This is a genomic window from Mycobacterium sp. IDUB_5, from assembly GCF_055419565.1.
The window spans coordinates 14,002-31,474 of sequence record NZ_JBVAXX010000003.1 but is presented as its reverse complement, the minus strand read 5'-3'; the positions used below and the strand labels follow the sequence as shown (position 1 = coordinate 31,474).

Sequence of the window (17,473 nt, the reverse complement as noted above, 5' to 3'; positions counted from 1 at the left end):
GCATGGACGCCATGACGCACCGGCTCACGCAGTACGCCCACGGCGGCGGCTGTGCCTGCAAGATCCCGCCCGGCGAGCTCGAAGAGGTGGTTCGCGGGCTCCGGCACCGGACGCCGGTGAATGCTCTCGGCGAGTTGCTCGTCGGCCTGGACGACGGCGACGACGCTGCCGCGGTCCGGATCGAGGGCGGCACCGCGCTCATCGCGACGACGGACTTCTTCACTCCCGTCGTCGACGACGCCTACGACTGGGGCCGGATCGCGGCGACCAATGCGTTGTCCGACGTGTACGCGATGGGTGGGCGGCCGGTGGTGGCGGTGAACCTGCTGGGCTGGCCGCGCGACGTGCTGCCGTTCGACCTGGCCGCCGAGACGCTGCGTGGCGGCATGGACGTCTGCGTGCAGGCGGGCTGCCACCTCGCCGGCGGACACAGCGTCGACGATCCCGAACCGAAGTACGGCCTGGCGGTCACGGGCATCGCCGATCCGGACCGGTTGCTGCGCAACGACGCCGGCGTGGCCGGTGTGCCGCTGTCGTTGACGAAGCCACTGGGCATCGGTGTGCTCAACAGCCGGCACAAGAACACCGGGGAACGCTTCGAGCAGGCGATCGATGCGATGACGACGTTGAACGCCGAGGCATCTCAGGCAGCCTTGACGGCCGGTGTCCGCTGCGCCACCGATGTCACGGGCTTCGGTCTGCTCGGGCACCTGCACAAGCTGGCACGCGCGAGCGGGGTGACAGCCGTGCTCGATGCGGGCGCCGTGCCCTATCTCGACGGCGCCCGGGAGGCGCTGCGGGACGGGTACGTCAGCGGCGGCACGCGGCGCAACCTGGAGTGGGTCCGTCCGCACATCGAGCTGTCGGTCGACGAGGACGAGGCGCTGCTGCTGGCCGACGCGCAGACCTCGGGCGGGCTGCTGATCGCCGGCGAGATCCCCGGCGCGCCGGTCATCGGCGAGCTGGTCCCCCGCACCGACCACACGATCGTCGTGCGGTAGCCCTCGTTCCGCGAGCGCGCGTGTCTGTACATCCCCGCGCGGCGTGTCGCGTGCCTCTGCGCGCGCTCACCGGCCACCGAGCGCGCGTTCAATGCGCACGGAACCCCATGGCGTGCAGCACCGAGTCGACCACCCGGTCGAGGAACTCCGGGCTGGTCTGCTGTCGGCGCCCGCAGATCCGCCAGAACACCGGCGCGGCAACCAGATCCAACACGTACTCGCTGTCGGCGTCCGGTGCCACCTCGCCGCGGGCGATCGCCGCGTCGATCACGGCCTGTCCGTAGCCGCGGCGGGCCGTTCCGATGCGGTCGGTCAGCGCTGCCGCCAGCGCGGGATTGCGCATGGCTTCGGCAAGCAGGTCGGGCAGTATGCGCGACATCCGGGAGTCGTTCAGCCACTCGTCGACCCCGGTGACGAGCGCTGCGACGTCGGACCGCAGATCGTCTGACGGCACCGTGGCCGCGGCGGGAACGCTGAGCCCGGCGACGACGTCGAGCACCATCTCCTGTTTCGACGGCCACCGCCGATACAGCGCGGCCTTGCCGGCCCGCGCCCGCCGCGCCACCGCGTCCATCGACAGCCGCCCGAAACCGACCGCGGCCAGCTCGTCGAGCACCGCTTCCACGATTCCATCGGTGACCTGGGCTCGCAGATTCGTCATCACAGGAATAGTAAACGAGACGACACCGTTCCGTCTCGTATGACTCAGCCAACTGATGAAGACCGCCGGGCCCACGCCGACGAGGTGATCGACGCCCTGCTCGACAGCCTGCGCCGCAACGACATGTCCGCCTTCGCCGCGCAATGGGCGCCTGACGGGTCGATGGAGTTCCCGTTCGCCGCGGCCGACTATCCGGTGCTGCGCAGCCGCGCAGACGTCCAGGACTACCTCAAGGACTACAGCACCATCCTGCACATCGACACCGTGACCGAGCTGCGGCGCCACCACACCCTCGACCCGGAGACCGTGATCCTGGAATTCTCCGCCGACGGTGTTGTCCTGCAATCGAACTCGCCGTACCACATGGACTACGTCGGCGTGATCACCGTCGGCCCCGACGGAGTGCGGCACTACCGCGACTATTGGAGCCCGGCTGCAGCCGCCGCGGCGCTCGGTGACGGAGACGTCCTGGCGAAGGGCGTCAGGAATGACTGATCCCGTCCTGGTCCTCGGGGCGACCGGCAACACCGGCACGCCCGTTGTCGCCCGCCTGCGCGCCCTGGGGTACCGGGCGCGAGCGGCCAGCCGTCACCCGGATCGCACCGATCCTGACGCGGTCGCCTTCGACTGGGCCGACGACACGACCTTCCCCGCTGCGCTCAACGGTGCGCACGCCATCTATCTGGTCGCTCCGACGAGCACGGCCGATCCGGCGCCGATGGTGCGCCGCTTCGTCGCACAGGCTGCGGCGCAGGGCGTGCAGCGGGTCGTGGCGTTGAGTTCGTCGGCGATCGAGCGCGGCGAGCCGGGATTGGGCGAGATCCACGCGATGGTCGCCGACACCTTCGCCGAAGCCACTGTGCTCAGGCCCTCGTGGTTCATGCAGAACTTCGTGGGCCCTCACCCGCTGTCGCAGAGCATTCGGCAGACGCACGAGATCGTCACGGCCACCGGCGCGGGCCGGCTCGGCTTCATCGACGCCGACGACATCGCCGCCGTCGCCGTCGAAGCTCTGGTCGCCTCCGAGCACTTCGGTGAAGAATTGCTCCTGACCGGCCCGGAGTCGCTGTCCTACACCGATGCCGCGGCGATCGCGTCCGACGTGCTCGGTGAGCAGATCCGCCATGTCGACGTCTCGGTGGCCGAACTCGCAACCCGCCTGGCCACTGCCGGCTATCCGCAGGCTTTCGCGGATGTGCTGGCCGGGCTCGACGAATGCATCCGCGCCGTCGAGCAGGACTTCGTGACGACAACCGTCCGCGACATCACCGGGCGCCCCCCGACCTCGCTCCGCACCTTCCTCGCCGCGCACTGGTGACGGCCCGCTCCGCGGGCGCGCTACACCAGGTCCATCTCCCCTGGCGACGCTCCCCCGATCGCCTGCGAGATGAAACTGCGGGTGGTCAACGGTCCGCCGAACTGTTGCAGCAACCCGCCGGCGTCGTTGCGGCCGAGATCGACCGACTCGAAACCGAAGCGTTCCATCAGTGCCGCGACCTCGCCATTGGCAGAGGGGTCGTTGCCCGAGACGAACAGCACCCGCCGCCCGCCGCGGCCGTCCCCGGGCTCGCGAGCGAGCACCTTGGCCCACGTGTGTCCGAAGGCTTTCACCACGCGGGCTCCGCTCGCCCACTCCTCCACCAGATCCGACGACGCGCGCCCGCCGAGGTCCGCTGGCGAGAAGTCTTTGTAGTCAATGGCATTCGTGGCATCGACGATGATCCTGCCGGACCAGTCCGGCACCTGGCCGACGAGCGCCTGCACCGCGTCGAACGGGACGGCCAGAATCACCACCCCGGCCTGAAGCGCGTCGGAGACGTCGGACGGGGTGACGTTCGGCCCGAGGCGCTGCGCCAACGGGGCGACGGTGTCGGGGCCGCGTGACGCAGCGACGGCGACGTCGATGCCGGTGCGGGCGAAGTGTCCCGCCACCGCAGAGCCGATGTTCCCCGAACCGATGATCGCGTAGCTCATGGCGGCCTCTCGATTTTTTTGTAGTGGTCGTTCAAGCGACGACGCTAGCAGAGGCCCCGCGAAGGTGCATAGGATCAGACGGTGGGCCGGCCGCCGAAGTTCGATCGCGCAGAAGCGCTGCAGGCGGCGATGCATCTGTTCTGGGACAGAGGTTTTGACCGCACCTCGATCAACGATCTGACCGCAGCCATGGGCATCTCCCCACCGAGTCTGTATGCCGCTTTCGGCGACAAGCAGGCGCTGTTCGACGCCACAGTCGAGCTCTACGAGCGGTCCGCGGTCGTGCCGCCGGCGCTCGAGGCGCCCACCGCGCACGAGGTGTTCGCGACGATGCTCGACCGGGCCGTCGAGCTGTACACCCGTCCGGCGCACCCTCCGGGCTGCTTCGTCATCTCCGACCCGACGCTGCGCGCACGCCGCGATTCCGGCCGCGATGCGATCGCCCGCCGCCTACGCCGGTCCCAGCGAGCTGGTGATCTGCCCGCAACCGTCGACGTGACCGCGCTGACCGACTACATCGACCTGGTGCTGCGGGGATTGTCGGCCAAGGCACGCGACGGGGCGTCCCGCCGGCAGTTGCGCGCCGCGGCCGATATCGCGCTCATGGCGTGGCCGGCTCCTGGGTCAGAACGGTGAACAACTGCGCGATCACGCCGTTCTCGATGAGCGCGACGTCGAACCCCGCGACCAGCACATCGCGGGTGCCCGGCACGTAGACCTCGAAGTTCAGGTAGCCCATGTTGGCCACCTGATGCACCGGTCCGGCCTGGGTGAACGACAACCCGGCCAGCGGCCCGTCCAGCAGCACCTGCGCCTTCGCGTGCAATGGATCCTGGCCGACCACGGTCTCCTCGGCGTCTGACCACCGAACGTCGGCAGCGTAGTTGCGGCGCACCACCGCGAGCCGGGCATCGGCATCACGTACGTTGAACACCGCAAGCAGGTTCTCTTCCATCAGCCGAACGATGTCGTCGCTCACAGGACCTCACTCTCGAGACGGGGAGTTTTATAGTGCCCATGCAAGTTACCGCTTTTCCCGCGAGCATGCGTGCGCTCGCCACACACCGAGCGCAGCACATCTGCCTACGATCACTTCATGCTCGATCTCGTGGTCCCGATCCTCAACGCACCGATGGGTGGGGTCGCCGGCGGGAAGCTGGCCGCAGCGGTCTCGCGCGCCGGCGGCCTGGGCATGATCGGAATGGGCAGCAGCGCAACACCATCCACTCTGCTCACAGAACTGCCACACGTCCTCGACATCCCGTTCGGCATCGGCCTGATCGGCTGGCGGGTGCGCAATGACCCCCGCCTGCTGGAGACCGCCCTCGCGGCACATCCGACCCTGCTGTCCGTCAGCTTCTGCGACGACTTCTCGTGGGTCGACACCGCCCACGATGCCCGTGCGCTGATTGCCACCCAGGTCGCTGACCTCGACCAGGCGCGACGAGCCGAAGACGCCGGCGTCGACGTGCTGGTCGCGCGGGGCGCCGAGGGCGGCGGCCATGGTCAGCCCCGCATGGCACTCTCGGCGCTGCTTGCGCAGATCCTGGACCACACGGAATTGCCCGTGCTGGCCGCTGGCGGCATCGCGTCCCGGAGTTCGCTGGCCGACGTGCTCGCCGCCGGAGCGGTAGGTGCGTGGATCGGCACGGCGTTCGCAGCCTGCCGAGAGTCTCTGCTCCCGGACGGGGCACGTCAGGCAATGATCACCGCGAGTGCCGACGACACTGTCATCTCTCGCGTCTTCGACGTCGCACTCGGCTACCCGTGGCCGGAAGACACGCCGGAACGATTGCTACGCAACGCTTTCACTGACCGCTGGAGCGGCCGCGAGCAGGACATCGACAGCGCAGCGACAGATGCTCTCCACAAGGCGGTCGCCCTCCACGACTACCGGCTGGCGCCCGTCAACGCCGGGCTGGGCGTCGGGGAATTGACTGCGGTCGAATCCGTCGCCGGCGTCATCGACCGACTGTGGGAGCGAAACTGATCCGCTCTTCGGCGCAGAGGCGTACCCGATAGCGCGCTCGGAGAAACATCGCCGGAGTGGCAGCAGGCAAGGCGTACACTCAAGAGAGTCAGCCAGGTCAAGATCGAATCTCATTCGACCCGAATGTGATTCGTCGCAGACACACCATGTGAGCTTGTGTAGTCGCGTCGAGTCCCGACGTTGCCAACTGACCGGGACAGCCACTCGGCATCCACGACGTACTCACGATCTCAAAGGTTTTCATGTCATCACGCAATACGCTCGTTCGATCCCTGCACGACCTCGGCGCCGCAGCGTGGTTCGGCGGTTCACTGATGGGGGCTGTCGGGGTCAACGGCGCTGCTGCCTCTGTTCGCGATTCTCATGACCGCGTCCGCGTTGCCGCCGTGGGTTGGGCCAAATGGGCACCTGTCAGCGCCGTGGCCATCGGAGCGCACCTGTTGGGTGGCGCCGCGATCCTCTATGCCAATCGCGATCGAGCCAGGCACCAGTCGGGCGTCACGTCCAACACCATCGCGAAGACCCTCCTCACCGGTGCAGCGCTGGGCGCCACCGCGTACAGCGGACTACTCGGCGCCAAAACTACTGATGGCGATGGGACTCCGGCAGAAGGGGCGACAGATCCAACGGCAGCCACTCCAGACGAGGTGGCAGACGCACAACGTCAGCTGCGCTACTTGCAGTGGGCATTACCCGTACTCACGGGCACGATCCTGATCCTGAGCGCACAGCAAGGCGAGCAGCAACGGCCCACGCAGATCCTCACCGGCGTCGGTAATTCGCTGGCACGACGAGTGCGGGACTGATTTCCCGCTCGCAAGCGATCAGAGTTCCGATTTCCAACGACACCGAGGTCGCCTCACGACGACGCCGATCGTGTTGTCACACAAGGAGAAACAATGACAGAGCATGATGATGCCGGCCGAGCCCGCAAAGGTCTGATCGACATGGTGAAAGGCAAGGCCAAAGAATTCGTCGGGGCGGTGACTGGCAACGACTCGATGACCGCCGAGGGCCAACTCGAGCAGATGGCGGCCCGAGAGCACAAACACGCCAACACCGTGGAGGCGGTCGCCGACGCCGAAGCAGTGCAGGCCCGCGCGGAGGCAGCGGAAGCACAGCGGCGGGGTGCGCAGGAGCGCAGCGCGGTCAACGCCGAAGCCGCGGCCACCGAGCGGGCGGTGCACGAGCAGCAGCAGGATCAGAAGCGCGAGGCCGAACGCGCCGCCGCTGCACAGGCCGCCGAGAAAAAGGTGCAGGCCGATGTCGACGCGCAGCACGATGTGCAACAGGCGAAGGCCGAAGAGCAGGCCCAGATGTCGGCGGCCGCGCAGGATGTCGCGCATGCCGTCGACGAGCGGGAGACCGTGGAGCACGTCACCACCAACGCCCACGAAGAAGCCGACCGCATCAGGGCACGCGCCGCGCGCCTCACCCACGAAGCCGATCTGCCATGAGCACCGGCCAGCCGCAGGAGTCATCGATGAGAATCACCACTATCCCCTTCGCCGTCTTGGGTCTGCAGTACAAGATCGCCCGGTTCCCGCTCCAGGTGATCGAGGACAGGCTGTTCGCGCGCATGGACGCGGAAACTCCCGCACGTCTGTTGTACGAGCGCTCACTCGGCCTGATCGACGCGGCCGTCGGCAACGCGCTGGGCGACTCGGAGCTCCAGATGCGCGGTGAGGCTCTTGCCGAGCGCAGTGCCGCACTCAGTCGTGCCGCCCGCATCGATGCAGCCGCCGCGCGCAAGGAAGCGCATGCGGCAGCGGACTTGAGATCCACAGTCGACAACGTTGCCGAGAAGAGCAAGCAGGCGCGCGCATCGGCCAACCGCGACATCAGGCGCGCGTGGTCCGACGCCGAGGAGCGCAAGAACGGGGCCACACAGACTGCCCGCGAGCGTGCAGAAGCGGACAAGCACCAGGCAGACGAAGTCGCGCAACGCCGGAAGAACTCAGTCGATGAGGCCAAACGCGCAGCGCAGGAGAACATCCGCGTCAACGAAGGCAAGGCCACTGCAGCTGCGCAGTCCCAGCTGAACAGCGCACACGCCAAGCAGTCCGAAGCCGACGAAAGTCGGGCTCAGGCAGAACGACTCGAGCAGCTGGCCGACACCAAGAAGCAGAGGGCAGCCACTGCACGCAAGTCATGACACAGCACCCCGCAGGGCTCAGGAGAGCGTCGCCCAGAACGCGTTCAGAGCCTCGGCGCCGCGGTGCGGGTCCTGCACCATCCACCAGTGCCCCAGCCCCTCGAGCACCTCGATGTGCGCACCGGCGCGCTCGGAGGCCCGACGCCGGTTGTCGTGGGCGCCGATGAAGGCGTCGTCGGTGGCCAGCAGCGACAGACCGGGCCGCACGGCAGCCCGCTCGAGGTCCCGCCCCGCCTCGGCCATTGCGGGCTGCGCAGCCGACCGGTAGAGCGCCAGGATCGCCCGGCCCATGTCGGCGTTCTGGTGTTCGGCGATCGCCGCGGCGACGTCGGCCGGGATGCCGAACGACATCATCAGGTCGGTGCGCGCGGTCAGGTCACCGCCGAGCATGGCGTCCAGTGACTCCTCGCCCGCCCCGGGCGTCTGCCACACCTGCGCCATGTCGTGCCACACGTACTCCGGGTCGAACAATCCGACGACGTCGCTGGCCCAGCTGCGCACCAATTCGGGCCGGTGCATGACCAGGTTGACGACGTGCCCACCACCCCAGTCGTGGCCGACGAGGTCGATGGGACCCTCGATCGACGACAGCTCGTCTTCCAACCAGTCGCGGTACTCCAGGAAGGTCGCACCGAACCCGTCGGGCAGCGGCGCCCCGAAACCCGGCGGCGTCAGCAGCACCACGTCGTCGCGGCCGAGGACCGCGAGCAGCGGACCCCAGATCGCGGGGGTCTCCGGGTTACCATGTACGAACACCGCCGTCATGGCGCTCAAGACTACGGACTTTCCGGGGGTTGTTTCTCGCGCCCCGACTGTCAGAGTGGAGTCATGAGGATTTCAGTGGTGGGCGCGTCGGGAATGATCGGCACTCAAGTAGTCGAAATTCTGACCGCAGCCGGGCATGACGTCGTCGGGGCATCGCTGCGCACGGGCGCAAACGTGCTGACCGGGGAGGGGCTCGACGACGCGCTCGCCGGGGCGGCGGTACTGGTCGATGTCGCCAATTCGCCTCAGCTGGAGGGTGATCCAGCGCTCGAGTTCTTCACCAAGGCATCGGCGAACCTCGTCAAGGCCGCCGCGGGTGCCGGGGTCGAGCACTACGTCGCGCTGTCGATCGTCGGCACGGACGGCATCACCGACAGCGGTTACATGCGGGCCAAGGTCGTCCAGGAACGCACGATCGCCGACTCCGGGCTGCCGTTCACGATCGTGCGTGCGACGCAGTTCCATGAGTTCGCCGAGCTCATCGTCGGATCGCTGGCTGTGAGCGGTGAGTACCGCGTCCCGGTGGCCCGAATCCAGCCGATCGCATCGGCGGAGGTGGCGGCCGCGGTCGCCGACGCAGCGCAGGGCGCTCCTGCCAACGGCATCGTCGAGGTGGGCGGTCCGGAGAAGATGACGTTCGCCGACCTGGCGCGCGCAGTACTGGCCCACCGGGGTGAGGATGCAGCCGTGGTCGACGACGACGCAGCCACCTACTTCGGCGCGCACCTCGACACCGACAGCCTGGTCACGGGCGACGGTGCCCGGCTGGGCACGCTCCGCTTCGCCGACTGGCTGGCCGCGACGTGAGCGACCTGGTCCTGGTAACCGGCGCGGCCGGGTACGTCGGCAGTCATCTCGTCAATCAGCTTCTCGCAGAGGGCTATGGGGTGCGCGCCGCGGTCCGGGCTCCGACTCGCGCCGACAACGTCCGCGAGACCGTGGCCGCGGGCGGATTCGACTCCGACACCGTCGAATTCGCGTACGCCGATCTCGGTTCCGATGACGGCTGGGCGGACGCCGTCGCCGGCGCCGACGTCGTCATGCACGTCGCGTCCCCGTTCCCGGCACAGAACCCGCGCACCGACGACGAGGTCATCGCGCCGGCGCGTGACGGCACGTTGCGAGTGCTGCGCCATGCACGTGATGCAGGGTGCACGCGGGTGGTGATGACGTCGTCGTTCGCCGCGGTGGGGTACTCACCGAGTACCGAACAGCTTTGGTCGGAAAAGGATTGGACCGATCCGGCCGACGAGAACACCGCCTACATCAGGTCGAAGGCGATTGCCGAGCGGGCTGGGTGGGACTTCATCGACAGCGAGGGCGGCGCGCTGGAGCTGACGACGATCGTCCCGGTCGGGATCTTCGGACCGACGCTGGGTCCGCATCTCTCGACGTCGGTACAGATCGTGCGTTCGATGCTCACCGGTGGCGAGTTCCCGCCGTCGCAGTACTTCGGCGTCGTGGACGTCCGCGATGTCGCCGACGCACATGTACGCGCCATGACCACGAACGACGCTGCAGGCGAACGTTTCCTGGTGGTGGCCGACGAGCCGGCGGTGACATTCGGTGAGCTGGCGCGTCTGATCGGGGTCGACCGTGCCGACGAGGCGTCGGGCACACGGCCGCAGATCAGCAACGCGAAGGCCAAGGCCACGCTCGGTTGGCAGCCGCGCCCGCTGGCGGAGACGATGCGCGACACCGTGGCCTCGCTGCGGGATCTCGGGCTGGTGTGAGCTACAGCCCGCCGGCGATCAGGTTCACGACGGAGGCGACGATCACGGAGCCGAAAAGGTAGGACAGCAGACCGTGTTTGAGTGCGGTCGCCCGCATCCGCGATGACGTCAGATTGGTGTCCGAGATCGCGAAGCTCATGCCGACGGCGTAGGCCACGTAGGCGAAGTCGCTGTAGCGTGGCGGCTCCGAGGTGTTGAAATCGATTCCACCGATGGGTTTTTCGCGGAAGTAGATCTTCGCGTACGTCAGCGCGAAGAGCGTGTGCACGGCGAACCAGGAGATCACCACGCTGGCCACCGCGATGAACGGCGCAACCGCACCCATGTACTCGGGCCGCGCGTTGGCCAGCAGCAGGCCCACACCGACCAGGCTCGCAAGCGCGCCGACGAGGATCAGTACGAAGACGGTGCTGCGGCCCGGCTCCTCGACCTCGGCATGCGACGCGGTCTGGTCGGCGTCGAATCGCCACAGCACCGACCACGTCCACACCAGGTAGGTGAGCGCGAGCACGTCCCAGCCGATCAGGATCGCGAACCACCCGAACTCGACGGACGCCACAGCGCCGGCTGCCAGGCCCAGGATCGCGGCGCCCAGCAGCCTGACGGCAGGGGTGTGCCACCGCGCCGAGGTCATCCGAGCAGTCAACCAGGCCAGCCTGCCGAGGGCCTGGACGACACCCTCACCAGACCCGACAATCCCGCTGGTCACACCCGTCACACGACGCGCCGGAAACATCGCGACACTCCCCCGCGGACGGCGGTGGTGTCCCCGCCGTGGCCTATGTTGGGGCCTCCGGCCAGAGACCAGAAGGAGGGTGCGTGGACGACCAGCTGTCGGCGACCGAGCTGCTCGAGCGCAACCGCGAGCTGCAGGCCTCCCCGACGGTGCGGCTGCTGTCGGCCACCAACCTGAACCTCTACGCCACGCTGATGGACCGGCACCTGAGCGGCGGCGTGGTCGCCGAGACCGATCTCGTGGTCCGTATCGAGCGCGATCTGACCGACCTCGGAGACGATCAGCCCGGCCTCGCGCTGGTCAAGTCCTGGGCCAGCCAGGGGTGGCTGCACCGGATCGTCGATGAGAGAAGCGACCAGAACGTCTGCTACCTCACCCAGGACGCGCGGCGTGCGCTGGACTTCCTGCGCAGCATGCGGCGCCAGGACACGATCGCCACCGGCGGGTCGATCACCGGCATCGCCGGCCGGCTCAAGCAGGTCGCGATCCGGGTCGGCAACGATCCGGCCCGTATCCGCAAGAGCATCGAAGCCGAGATCGACGCGCTGCGCCGCGAGCTCGAGGAACTCGACTCCGGGGAACGGCCCGCCCCCGATGTCACGGACGCCTACGACGAGGCCCGCGCGATCGCCCTGCAGATGGAACGCCTGATCACCGACATCGGCCAGTACGGCACGATGATCGAGCAGGCGACCGCGGCGCTCGACGAGCCGATCGACAGCAACGTCGCCTACCGCGATCGGCAGCGGCAGATGTACGCCGACTACCAGGCCGCGTGGGATTCACAGGGCCGCGACAGCCACCGCGCCTTTCTGCGCATGATCAACGACCCCGACCAGCGCGCCGAGTTCGAGGCCGACGTGGCCGCGGTCGCCGGGGCGCTACCGGATCTGGACCCGGCGTTGCGGTCGGTGATGGCCGGCTTCTTCGAACTGGTGGGCCATCAGATCGACGAGGTCGAACGCATCCAGCAGCGCTGCGCGCAGCGGGTGAAGCGGTTCACCGCATTCGGCACTCTCGAGCAGAGCCGCGGCATCGCCCGCCAGCTCAACGAGGCGATCGGTGCCGCGCGGGCGCTGCTCAAGACCTCGCTGACCGATTCGCGCCTCGATCTCGAACTGCCGCTGGCCCGGCACGCGATCAGCTCCGTCGGTGCGCTCAGCTTCAAGATCGGCGACCTGTCCAACCCCAAGCCGGCCGCGCCCGCCGAGGGTGATGTCGACCTCACCAGCTTCGCGGCGCTCACCACGCAGGTCGACGCGGCCGCGATGGCGGAGATGATCAACAGCACGTTGCCGGTGTCGCTGCCGGACGCCGTGGCGAAACTGGACACGTCCGGGCAAGGGGCCTACCTCGGTCACGTCATCGTCCTGTGGTCGTGGGCGCTCAAGCAACCCCAGGAGTCCAGCCGAGCGTCGACGACGGTCCGGTTCCGATCCCTGGACGGCCGTGACCGCGAGATCGCCGTTCCCGACGTGACTTTCACCGAACCGATTGCCGTGGGAGTAACCCCGTGAGTACCGACGCAACCACCGACTTCGCCGCGTTTTCCGACCTACCGCAGGTCGACCAGACCGCCCGTCCGCCGCATCAGCGCCGGCCGCGGTTCGACGGCGACGTTTCCGAACTCCCCGACCGTGCCTGCTGGGCTCTGCAGCACCTTCTGACGCGCCGCTACATCAGCGCCGAATCGGACGCCGACATCTACGCGTGGGTGCTCGAGTACCGCCATCAACTCTCGGTGCGGCTCTCGGAACTGGATCTGCTGCTGCGCATCGTGGACGGGACCGACGTCGCGTTCGTCGAGCAGGCCCGTTACGAATCGGCCAAGGGCATCAAGCTCTTACGCCGCGAACCGCTCGGCACGTACGACTCGATCCTGGCTCTGCATCTGGCACAGATGATGCGCGCCGCGGGCGGGCAGAGCGTGCTGATCTCGCGGGAGGAGATGCACGGCTTGTTCTCCGGTGTGCTCAACGACGTGGACCGGGACGCGGTCACGTTCACGGGCCGCATCGACGCGGCGATCGCCCGGCTCACGGGTCTGGAGATCCTGCGCCGCAGCCGCGACGACGAGGACAGCTACACGATCAGCCCGGTGATCACCGCGGTGATGACGGCCAGCGTCATCACCGAGCTGCAGCAGCAGTTCGAGATGCTGACCACCGGCGTACACACCGCGCAGGACCAGGAGACCGACCTTGACTGAGCAGTTCCACCTCGCGCGGCTGCAGGTCATCAACTGGGGCGTGTTCGACGGATACCACTCGATTCCTTTCAGCGAGGGCGGCGCGCTGATCGCCGGCGCCTCTGGTAGTGGCAAATCCTCACTGCTGGATGCCATTTCTCTGGGCTTCCTGCCGTTCAACCGACGCAACTTCAACGCCTCGGGTGACAACACCGCGGCCGGCTCGAGCGCGGGCCGACGCACGGTGGACAAGTACGTGCGTGGCGCGTGGGGCCAGCGCAGCGACGGCGGCACCAGCCGGGTGATGTATCTGCGCGGCGACGGGACGGCGTGGTCGGCGGTCGCGGTCACCTATGCCAGCGACTCCGGCCGCACGGTGACGGGCCTGGTGTTGAAGTGGCTGACGGGCGAGTCGCGCAATGACTCGTCGAGCCGGTTCGTCCTCGGCGACGGCGACCTCGGCATCGAGGACGTCTGTAACCGTTGGGCGGCAGGGCGTTTCGACACCGGTGTGTTCAAGGAAGACGGCTGGCGGTTCACCACGAAGGTGGAATCGCAGTACCTGGCGCAGCTCTACGCGACCATCGGCATCCGCGCGTCCGACGCGGCCCAGCAGCTGCTCGGAAAAGCCAAGTCGCTCAAGAGCGTCGGCGGCCTCGAGCAGTTCGTGCGCGAGTTCATGCTCGACGAGCCGGGCAGCCTGGCCCGTCTTCCCGAGGCACTCAAGCAGATCGACCCGCTGGTGGAGGCCCGCGAGCTGCTGGCCGTCGCGCAGCGCAAACGCAAGATCCTCGGTGACATCGAGAAGATCCAGCAGCGCTACGCGTCGGAATCCAGCGATCTCGGCATCATCGACCTCGTCGACCTTCCGATGGTGCGCGCGTACACCGACCACGTCCGTCTCGCGCAGTGCCCGGCGCAGATCGGCCAGCTCGACACCACGATCGACCAGCTCGACAACGAGTACGAAGACGTCACCCGAGCGCTGAATCTCGCCAAGGCCGAGGCGGATTCGCTCAACGCACAGATCAGCGGCACCAGCGCGAACATCGGTCCGCTGCAGAGCCAGGTGACCGCCGCGGAGACCGAGGCAGAGCAGGTCTCGCGCCGCCGCGCCGCCTACGAGGACATGCTGACCGCGCAGGACCTCGACGTCCCCGACACCGCGGACGAGTTCTGGAACCTTCGCGAAGAGCTCCTGCAGCAGGCCATAGAACTGCTCGCCAAGGTGGAACGCCACCGGGAGGCGTCCACCGACGCCGAGTACGCGCAGAAGGCCGCCCGCATGGCCCGCGACGACGCCGCCAAGGAACTCAGACGCGTCGAACACGTCGGATCGGCACTGCCCGAGTTCGCGCTGCTGATGCGCGAACAGATCTGCGCGGCCGTCGGTGTCGACGCCGCCGAATTGCCCTATGTCGCAGAGCTGATGGATCTGCGGGCCGATCAGACCCGCTGGCGCACGGCGGTCGAGAAGGTGCTGCGCGGGGTCGGGTTGCGTCTGATGGTGCCCGATCAGCACTGGACCGCGGTGCTGGCATTCGTCAACGAGACCAACATGCGCGGCCGGCTGTCGCTGCACCATGTGCGGGCCAAGATGCTGGGTGCTGATCCGGTCGAGCCGGAGCTGAACACGTTGGCGGGCAAGCTGTTCGCGGTCGACCCCTCACATCCGTGTGCGGCCGAGGCCGTCGACGTCGTCGCAGCCGCGGGCGATCACGTCTGCGTGGACACCCCTGAGGTGTTCGCACGGTTCCGCCGCGCCGTCACCGACACGGGCCTGTACAAGGATTCCGATCGGCTCGCGATTAAGGACGACCGGCGCCCGCTCAAGCAGTCGGAGTACCTGTACCAGGGTGACGTGTCGGCGAAGATCAACGCGCTCACCGTCGATCTGGCGGCCGCCGAGGAGGCGTACCAGAATGCGCGCCGCACCGCCGACGACATCGCCGCGCAGCGTCAGCAGTGGCGGGACCGCGCGGCGGCGTGCAAGGCGATCTGCGAGCAGTTCCCGCAGTGGAGCCAGATCGACGCCGAGACCGCCGACGGGCACGCCGACCGGTTGCGCGAACAGTACGAGCTGCTGCTGGCCGACAACCCCGACATCGAGGCTCTCAACGCACGCGCCGACGAATGTTGGTCGCAGATCCAGAAATTGATGACGCGTCGCGGCGCGATCCAGACCCGCCGCGACGATTTGGACGCCCGGCGGACGCGGCTGCTCGAATTGGAGGAGCGGCTGTCGCCGGCGTTCGTCAGTGAGCCGCTGACGGAGTTGCTCACTCGCTACTGCGCGCAGCTTCCCGTCAGCCTCGAGCTGCTGGACCCAGAGCCCTTCCGCGATGCACTGTTTGGCGCGATCAAGAAGGAACGGGAGCAGCTGCGGGAGAGCCGGCGCCGCTCCTACGACGAGCTCGCCCGCATCCTGAACACGTTCGACACGGCGTTCCCCGACGCGATCCCGAACGACTCGGAGAATTTCGACGAGCGCGTGCACGACTATGTGGCGCTATGCCGGCACATTGACGAGCGTGAGCTGCCCGAGGCTTACGAGCGGATGATGCGGCTGGTCACCGAGCAGGCGCCGGATGCGATCCTAACGCTGCACCGGGTGGCCGAGCAGGAAGCACGCCGCATCGCCGAGCAGATCGAGCGGGTCAACACTGGTTTGGGGGCAGTCGAATTCAACCGCGGCACCCGTCTGACGCTGCGCGCCACCCCGCGCAGCCTGACCGCGGCATCCGAGCTGACGGAGATCGTGCGGGCGATCAGCAGGCGCATCGCCGAGGTCGGGCTCGGGGACAAGCAGGCGATCCTCGACCAGTACGCCGACATCCTGCGGTTGCGGAACCGGCTGGCGTCGACGGCGCCGGAGGACAAGGCGTGGACGCGCGATGCGCTCGATGTGCGCAACCGGTTCACGTTCGACTGCGCCGAGTGGGATGTCGCGTCCGACGAGCTGATCCGCACGCACAGCAACGCCGGCGACAACTCGGGCGGCGAGCAGGAGAAGCTGATGGCGTTCTGTCTCGCCGGCGCGCTGAGCTTCAACCTGGCGAGCCCCGAAAGTACCGACAACAAGCCGGTGTTCGCGCAGCTGATGCTCGACGAGGCGTTCTCCAAGTCCGATCCGCAGTTCGCTCAGCAGGCGCTGCAGGCGTTCCGCAAGTTCGGCTTCCAGCTGGTGATCGTCGCGACGGTGCAGAACGCGACGACGATCCAGCCCTACATCGACAGCGTGGTGATGGTCAGCAAGACCGAGGCGACGGGCCGCAACGCCCGGCCGGTGGCCACGGTGGCGACCCGTTCGATCGCGGAGTTCACGGAGTTGCGCCACCAGATGCGGGCGAAGGTTCCGGCGCTGGCCCACTGAGCGCGAAGTCGACCGCGGCCTGCGCATGCAGCAGCGTCGTGGGGAACACGGGCACGGCCACGTCGTCGGGGCCGAGCAGCAGTTCGACTTCGGTGCAACCGAGGATCACGCCCTGCACCCCGGCCATCCGCGCGACGACGTCGCGGTAGAAAGCCCGCGACTCAGAGCGAACGACGTTGTGGCACAACTCGTCATAGATGATCCGGCTCACCAGAGCACGGTCGTCGGCGTCGGGCGTCACCACCTCCACCCCGAAGGACGCGAACCGCGACACGTAGAACGACTGCTCCATCGTGAAGGCGGTGGCCAGCAAGCCGACTCGGGTCAGCCCGGCGGCCTTCACGGCCCGCGCAGTCGTGTCAGCGATGTGCAGGAACGGCACCGTGACGGCAGCCTCGATGGCCGGGGCGACGTAATGCATGGTGTTGGTACACAACACGAGCGCATCGGCACCGGCGTCCTCCAGGCGCCGTCCCTCGTCGACCAGGCGCGCGGCAACTCCATCCCAGTCCCCCGCGAGTTTGAGTGCCTCGATCTCGCCGAAATCGACCGAAGACGCAACGATGCGCGCCGAGTGCAGTCCGCCGAGTCGGTCGGCGACGAGTTCGTTGATCACCCGGTAGTAGTGCGCGGTGCTGACCCAGCTCATCCCGCCGATCAGACCCAGAGTGCGCACTGCGTCATCGTACGAAAAACAGCGACGGCGCCGGCCCCGATGGCCACTGCTCCCCCATCCACGGACATCAGGGCCGGCGCGTCACTGCAGAAGGCTTCGCTCAACCCCTCACTGCGCGCGCCTCGACAGTCCCGACGAGAGAAACCAAGAGCATCGTACATAAACATCGCCGTTTCTGAGAAACTTAAGGGATTGCTCGTGCCGGGCTCCAGGTCAGCCCC

Annotated in this window: 19 protein-coding genes; 13 read left to right on the top strand and 6 right to left on the bottom strand. The window is 67.8% G+C overall.

Annotated features, from left to right (window positions below; all coding sequences use genetic code 11):
* Positions 1–11 precede the first annotated feature (11 nt).
* Entirely contained in the window at positions 12–1,001 is a 990-nt protein-coding gene (selD, locus tag ACZY1G_RS09460) for a selenide, water dikinase SelD (RefSeq protein WP_463814034.1), read from the top strand.
* 88 nt (positions 1,002–1,089) lie between these two features.
* On the opposite strand, the gene ACZY1G_RS09455 is transcribed toward selD, so the two are convergent.
* Positions 1,090–1,662, bottom strand: a complete 573-nt coding sequence (locus ACZY1G_RS09455) for a TetR-like C-terminal domain-containing protein (RefSeq protein WP_463822266.1) — start codon at positions 1,660–1,662, stop codon at positions 1,090–1,092.
* Between the two features lie 39 nt (positions 1,663–1,701).
* Between ACZY1G_RS09455 and ACZY1G_RS09450 the strand changes: the two genes are divergently transcribed.
* The gene (locus ACZY1G_RS09450) at positions 1,702–2,157 is read left to right on the top strand and encodes a nuclear transport factor 2 family protein (protein WP_463822265.1); all 456 of its coding nucleotides are present in this window, start codon (positions 1,702–1,704) and stop codon (positions 2,155–2,157) included.
* Positions 2,150–2,980, top strand: a complete 831-nt coding sequence (locus ACZY1G_RS09445) for an NAD(P)H-binding protein (protein ID WP_463822264.1) — start codon at positions 2,150–2,152, stop codon at positions 2,978–2,980. The genes ACZY1G_RS09450 and ACZY1G_RS09445 overlap by 8 nt, the downstream gene beginning before the upstream one ends.
* Before the next feature lie 20 nt (positions 2,981–3,000).
* On the opposite strand, the gene ACZY1G_RS09440 is transcribed toward ACZY1G_RS09445, so the two are convergent.
* A complete protein-coding gene (locus ACZY1G_RS09440) occupies positions 3,001–3,636 on the bottom strand; it encodes an NADPH-dependent F420 reductase (protein ID WP_463822263.1) in 636 nt (211 codons plus the stop codon).
* Between the two features lie 81 nt (positions 3,637–3,717).
* On the opposite strand from ACZY1G_RS09440, the gene ACZY1G_RS09435 reads away from it, so the two are divergent.
* Positions 3,718–4,272: a TetR/AcrR family transcriptional regulator gene (locus tag ACZY1G_RS09435; protein ID WP_463814029.1), complete on the top strand. Its 555-nt coding sequence runs from the start codon at positions 3,718–3,720 to the stop codon at positions 4,270–4,272.
* Here the strand turns inward: ACZY1G_RS09435 and ACZY1G_RS09430 are convergent.
* Positions 4,238–4,615, bottom strand: coding sequence for a nuclear transport factor 2 family protein (locus tag ACZY1G_RS09430; RefSeq protein WP_463822262.1), 378 nt, complete (start codon positions 4,613–4,615; stop codon positions 4,238–4,240). The two genes, ACZY1G_RS09435 and ACZY1G_RS09430, sit on opposite strands and share 35 nt — an antisense overlap.
* A 117-nt stretch (positions 4,616–4,732) precedes the next feature.
* Between ACZY1G_RS09430 and ACZY1G_RS09425 the strand changes: the two genes are divergently transcribed.
* The 4 genes from ACZY1G_RS09425 to ACZY1G_RS09410 all read left to right on the top strand — a co-directional run bounded on the left by ACZY1G_RS09425 (position 4,733) and on the right by ACZY1G_RS09410 (position 7,781).
* On the top strand, positions 4,733–5,626 hold the full coding sequence (locus tag ACZY1G_RS09425) for an NAD(P)H-dependent flavin oxidoreductase (protein ID WP_463822261.1): 894 nt from the start codon (positions 4,733–4,735) through the stop codon (positions 5,624–5,626).
* Between the two features lie 242 nt (positions 5,627–5,868).
* A complete protein-coding gene (locus tag ACZY1G_RS09420) occupies positions 5,869–6,432 on the top strand; it encodes a hypothetical protein (RefSeq protein WP_463822260.1) in 564 nt (187 codons plus the stop codon).
* Between the two features lie 93 nt (positions 6,433–6,525).
* Entirely contained in the window at positions 6,526–7,083 is a 558-nt protein-coding gene (locus ACZY1G_RS09415) for a CsbD family protein (RefSeq protein WP_463814025.1), read from the top strand.
* A 26-nt stretch (positions 7,084–7,109) separates the two neighbouring features.
* Positions 7,110–7,781, top strand: coding sequence for an IF2 family translation initiation factor (locus ACZY1G_RS09410; RefSeq protein WP_463822259.1), 672 nt, complete (start codon positions 7,110–7,112; stop codon positions 7,779–7,781).
* Positions 7,782–7,799: 18 nt separating this feature from the next.
* Here the strand turns inward: ACZY1G_RS09410 and ACZY1G_RS09405 are convergent, their stop codons facing one another.
* Entirely contained in the window at positions 7,800–8,546 is a 747-nt protein-coding gene (locus ACZY1G_RS09405) for an alpha/beta fold hydrolase (RefSeq protein ID WP_463822258.1), read from the bottom strand.
* Positions 8,547–8,609: 63 nt separating this feature from the next.
* On the opposite strand from ACZY1G_RS09405, the gene ACZY1G_RS09400 reads away from it, so the two are divergent.
* Together ACZY1G_RS09400 and ACZY1G_RS09395 are read left to right on the top strand one after the other, a co-directional pair.
* Entirely contained in the window at positions 8,610–9,353 is a 744-nt protein-coding gene (locus tag ACZY1G_RS09400) for an SDR family oxidoreductase (RefSeq protein ID WP_463814022.1), read from the top strand.
* Positions 9,350–10,279 carry an NAD-dependent epimerase/dehydratase family protein gene (locus ACZY1G_RS09395; RefSeq protein WP_463814021.1) on the top strand — a complete coding sequence of 310 codons (930 nt, stop codon included), beginning with the start codon at positions 9,350–9,352 and terminating at the stop codon, positions 10,277–10,279. Before ACZY1G_RS09400 ends, ACZY1G_RS09395 begins: the two co-directional genes overlap by 4 nt.
* 1 nt (position 10,280) lies before the next feature.
* On the opposite strand, the gene ACZY1G_RS09390 is transcribed toward ACZY1G_RS09395, so the two are convergent.
* The gene (locus tag ACZY1G_RS09390; protein ID WP_463822257.1) at positions 10,281–10,988 is read right to left on the bottom strand and encodes a DUF1345 domain-containing protein; all 708 of its coding nucleotides are present in this window, start codon (positions 10,986–10,988) and stop codon (positions 10,281–10,283) included.
* 110 nt (positions 10,989–11,098) lie between these two features.
* Here ACZY1G_RS09390 and ACZY1G_RS09385 point away from each other — a divergent pair, with 110 nt between their 5' ends.
* Genes ACZY1G_RS09385 through ACZY1G_RS09375 form a run of 3 tightly spaced genes read left to right on the top strand, consistent with a single transcriptional unit; the run spans position 11,099 to position 16,576 of the window.
* Positions 11,099–12,532, top strand: coding sequence for a DUF3375 domain-containing protein (locus ACZY1G_RS09385; protein ID WP_463822256.1), 1,434 nt, complete (start codon positions 11,099–11,101; stop codon positions 12,530–12,532).
* The gene (locus ACZY1G_RS09380) at positions 12,529–13,224 is read left to right on the top strand and encodes a DUF4194 domain-containing protein (protein ID WP_463822255.1); all 696 of its coding nucleotides are present in this window, start codon (positions 12,529–12,531) and stop codon (positions 13,222–13,224) included. Before ACZY1G_RS09385 ends, ACZY1G_RS09380 begins: the two co-directional genes overlap by 4 nt.
* Positions 13,217–16,576 (top strand): ATP-binding protein, encoded by a 3,360-nt coding sequence (locus ACZY1G_RS09375; RefSeq protein WP_463822254.1) that lies wholly within the window; start codon positions 13,217–13,219, stop codon positions 16,574–16,576. Before ACZY1G_RS09380 ends, ACZY1G_RS09375 begins: the two co-directional genes overlap by 8 nt.
* On the opposite strand, the gene ACZY1G_RS09370 is transcribed toward ACZY1G_RS09375, so the two are convergent.
* Positions 16,524–17,252 carry an aspartate/glutamate racemase family protein gene (locus ACZY1G_RS09370; protein ID WP_463822253.1) on the bottom strand — a complete coding sequence of 243 codons (729 nt, stop codon included), beginning with the start codon at positions 17,250–17,252 and terminating at the stop codon, positions 16,524–16,526. The genes ACZY1G_RS09375 and ACZY1G_RS09370 overlap by 53 nt on opposite strands.
* Positions 17,253–17,473 lie beyond the last annotated feature (221 nt).

Excerpts from the sequence above, each read along its gene's own strand:
- selD (WP_463814034.1), top strand. The coding sequence starts at position 12 with ATGACGCACCGGCTCACGCAGTACGCCCACGGCGGCGGCTGTGCCTGC.
- ACZY1G_RS09455 (WP_463822266.1), bottom strand. The coding sequence starts at position 1,662 with ATGACGAATCTGCGAGCCCAGGTCACCGATGGAATCGTGGAAGCGGTG.
- ACZY1G_RS09450 (WP_463822265.1), top strand. The coding sequence starts at position 1,702 with ATGACTCAGCCAACTGATGAAGACCGCCGGGCCCACGCCGACGAGGTG.
- ACZY1G_RS09445 (WP_463822264.1), top strand. The coding sequence starts at position 2,150 with ATGACTGATCCCGTCCTGGTCCTCGGGGCGACCGGCAACACCGGCACG.
- ACZY1G_RS09440 (WP_463822263.1), bottom strand. The coding sequence starts at position 3,636 with ATGAGCTACGCGATCATCGGTTCGGGGAACATCGGCTCTGCGGTGGCG.
- ACZY1G_RS09425 (WP_463822261.1), top strand. The coding sequence starts at position 4,733 with ATGCTCGATCTCGTGGTCCCGATCCTCAACGCACCGATGGGTGGGGTC.
- ACZY1G_RS09420 (WP_463822260.1), top strand. The coding sequence starts at position 5,869 with ATGTCATCACGCAATACGCTCGTTCGATCCCTGCACGACCTCGGCGCC.
- ACZY1G_RS09415 (WP_463814025.1), top strand. The coding sequence starts at position 6,526 with ATGACAGAGCATGATGATGCCGGCCGAGCCCGCAAAGGTCTGATCGAC.
- ACZY1G_RS09410 (WP_463822259.1), top strand. The coding sequence starts at position 7,110 with ATGAGAATCACCACTATCCCCTTCGCCGTCTTGGGTCTGCAGTACAAG.
- ACZY1G_RS09405 (WP_463822258.1), bottom strand. The coding sequence starts at position 8,546 with ATGACGGCGGTGTTCGTACATGGTAACCCGGAGACCCCCGCGATCTGG.
- ACZY1G_RS09400 (WP_463814022.1), top strand. The coding sequence starts at position 8,610 with ATGAGGATTTCAGTGGTGGGCGCGTCGGGAATGATCGGCACTCAAGTA.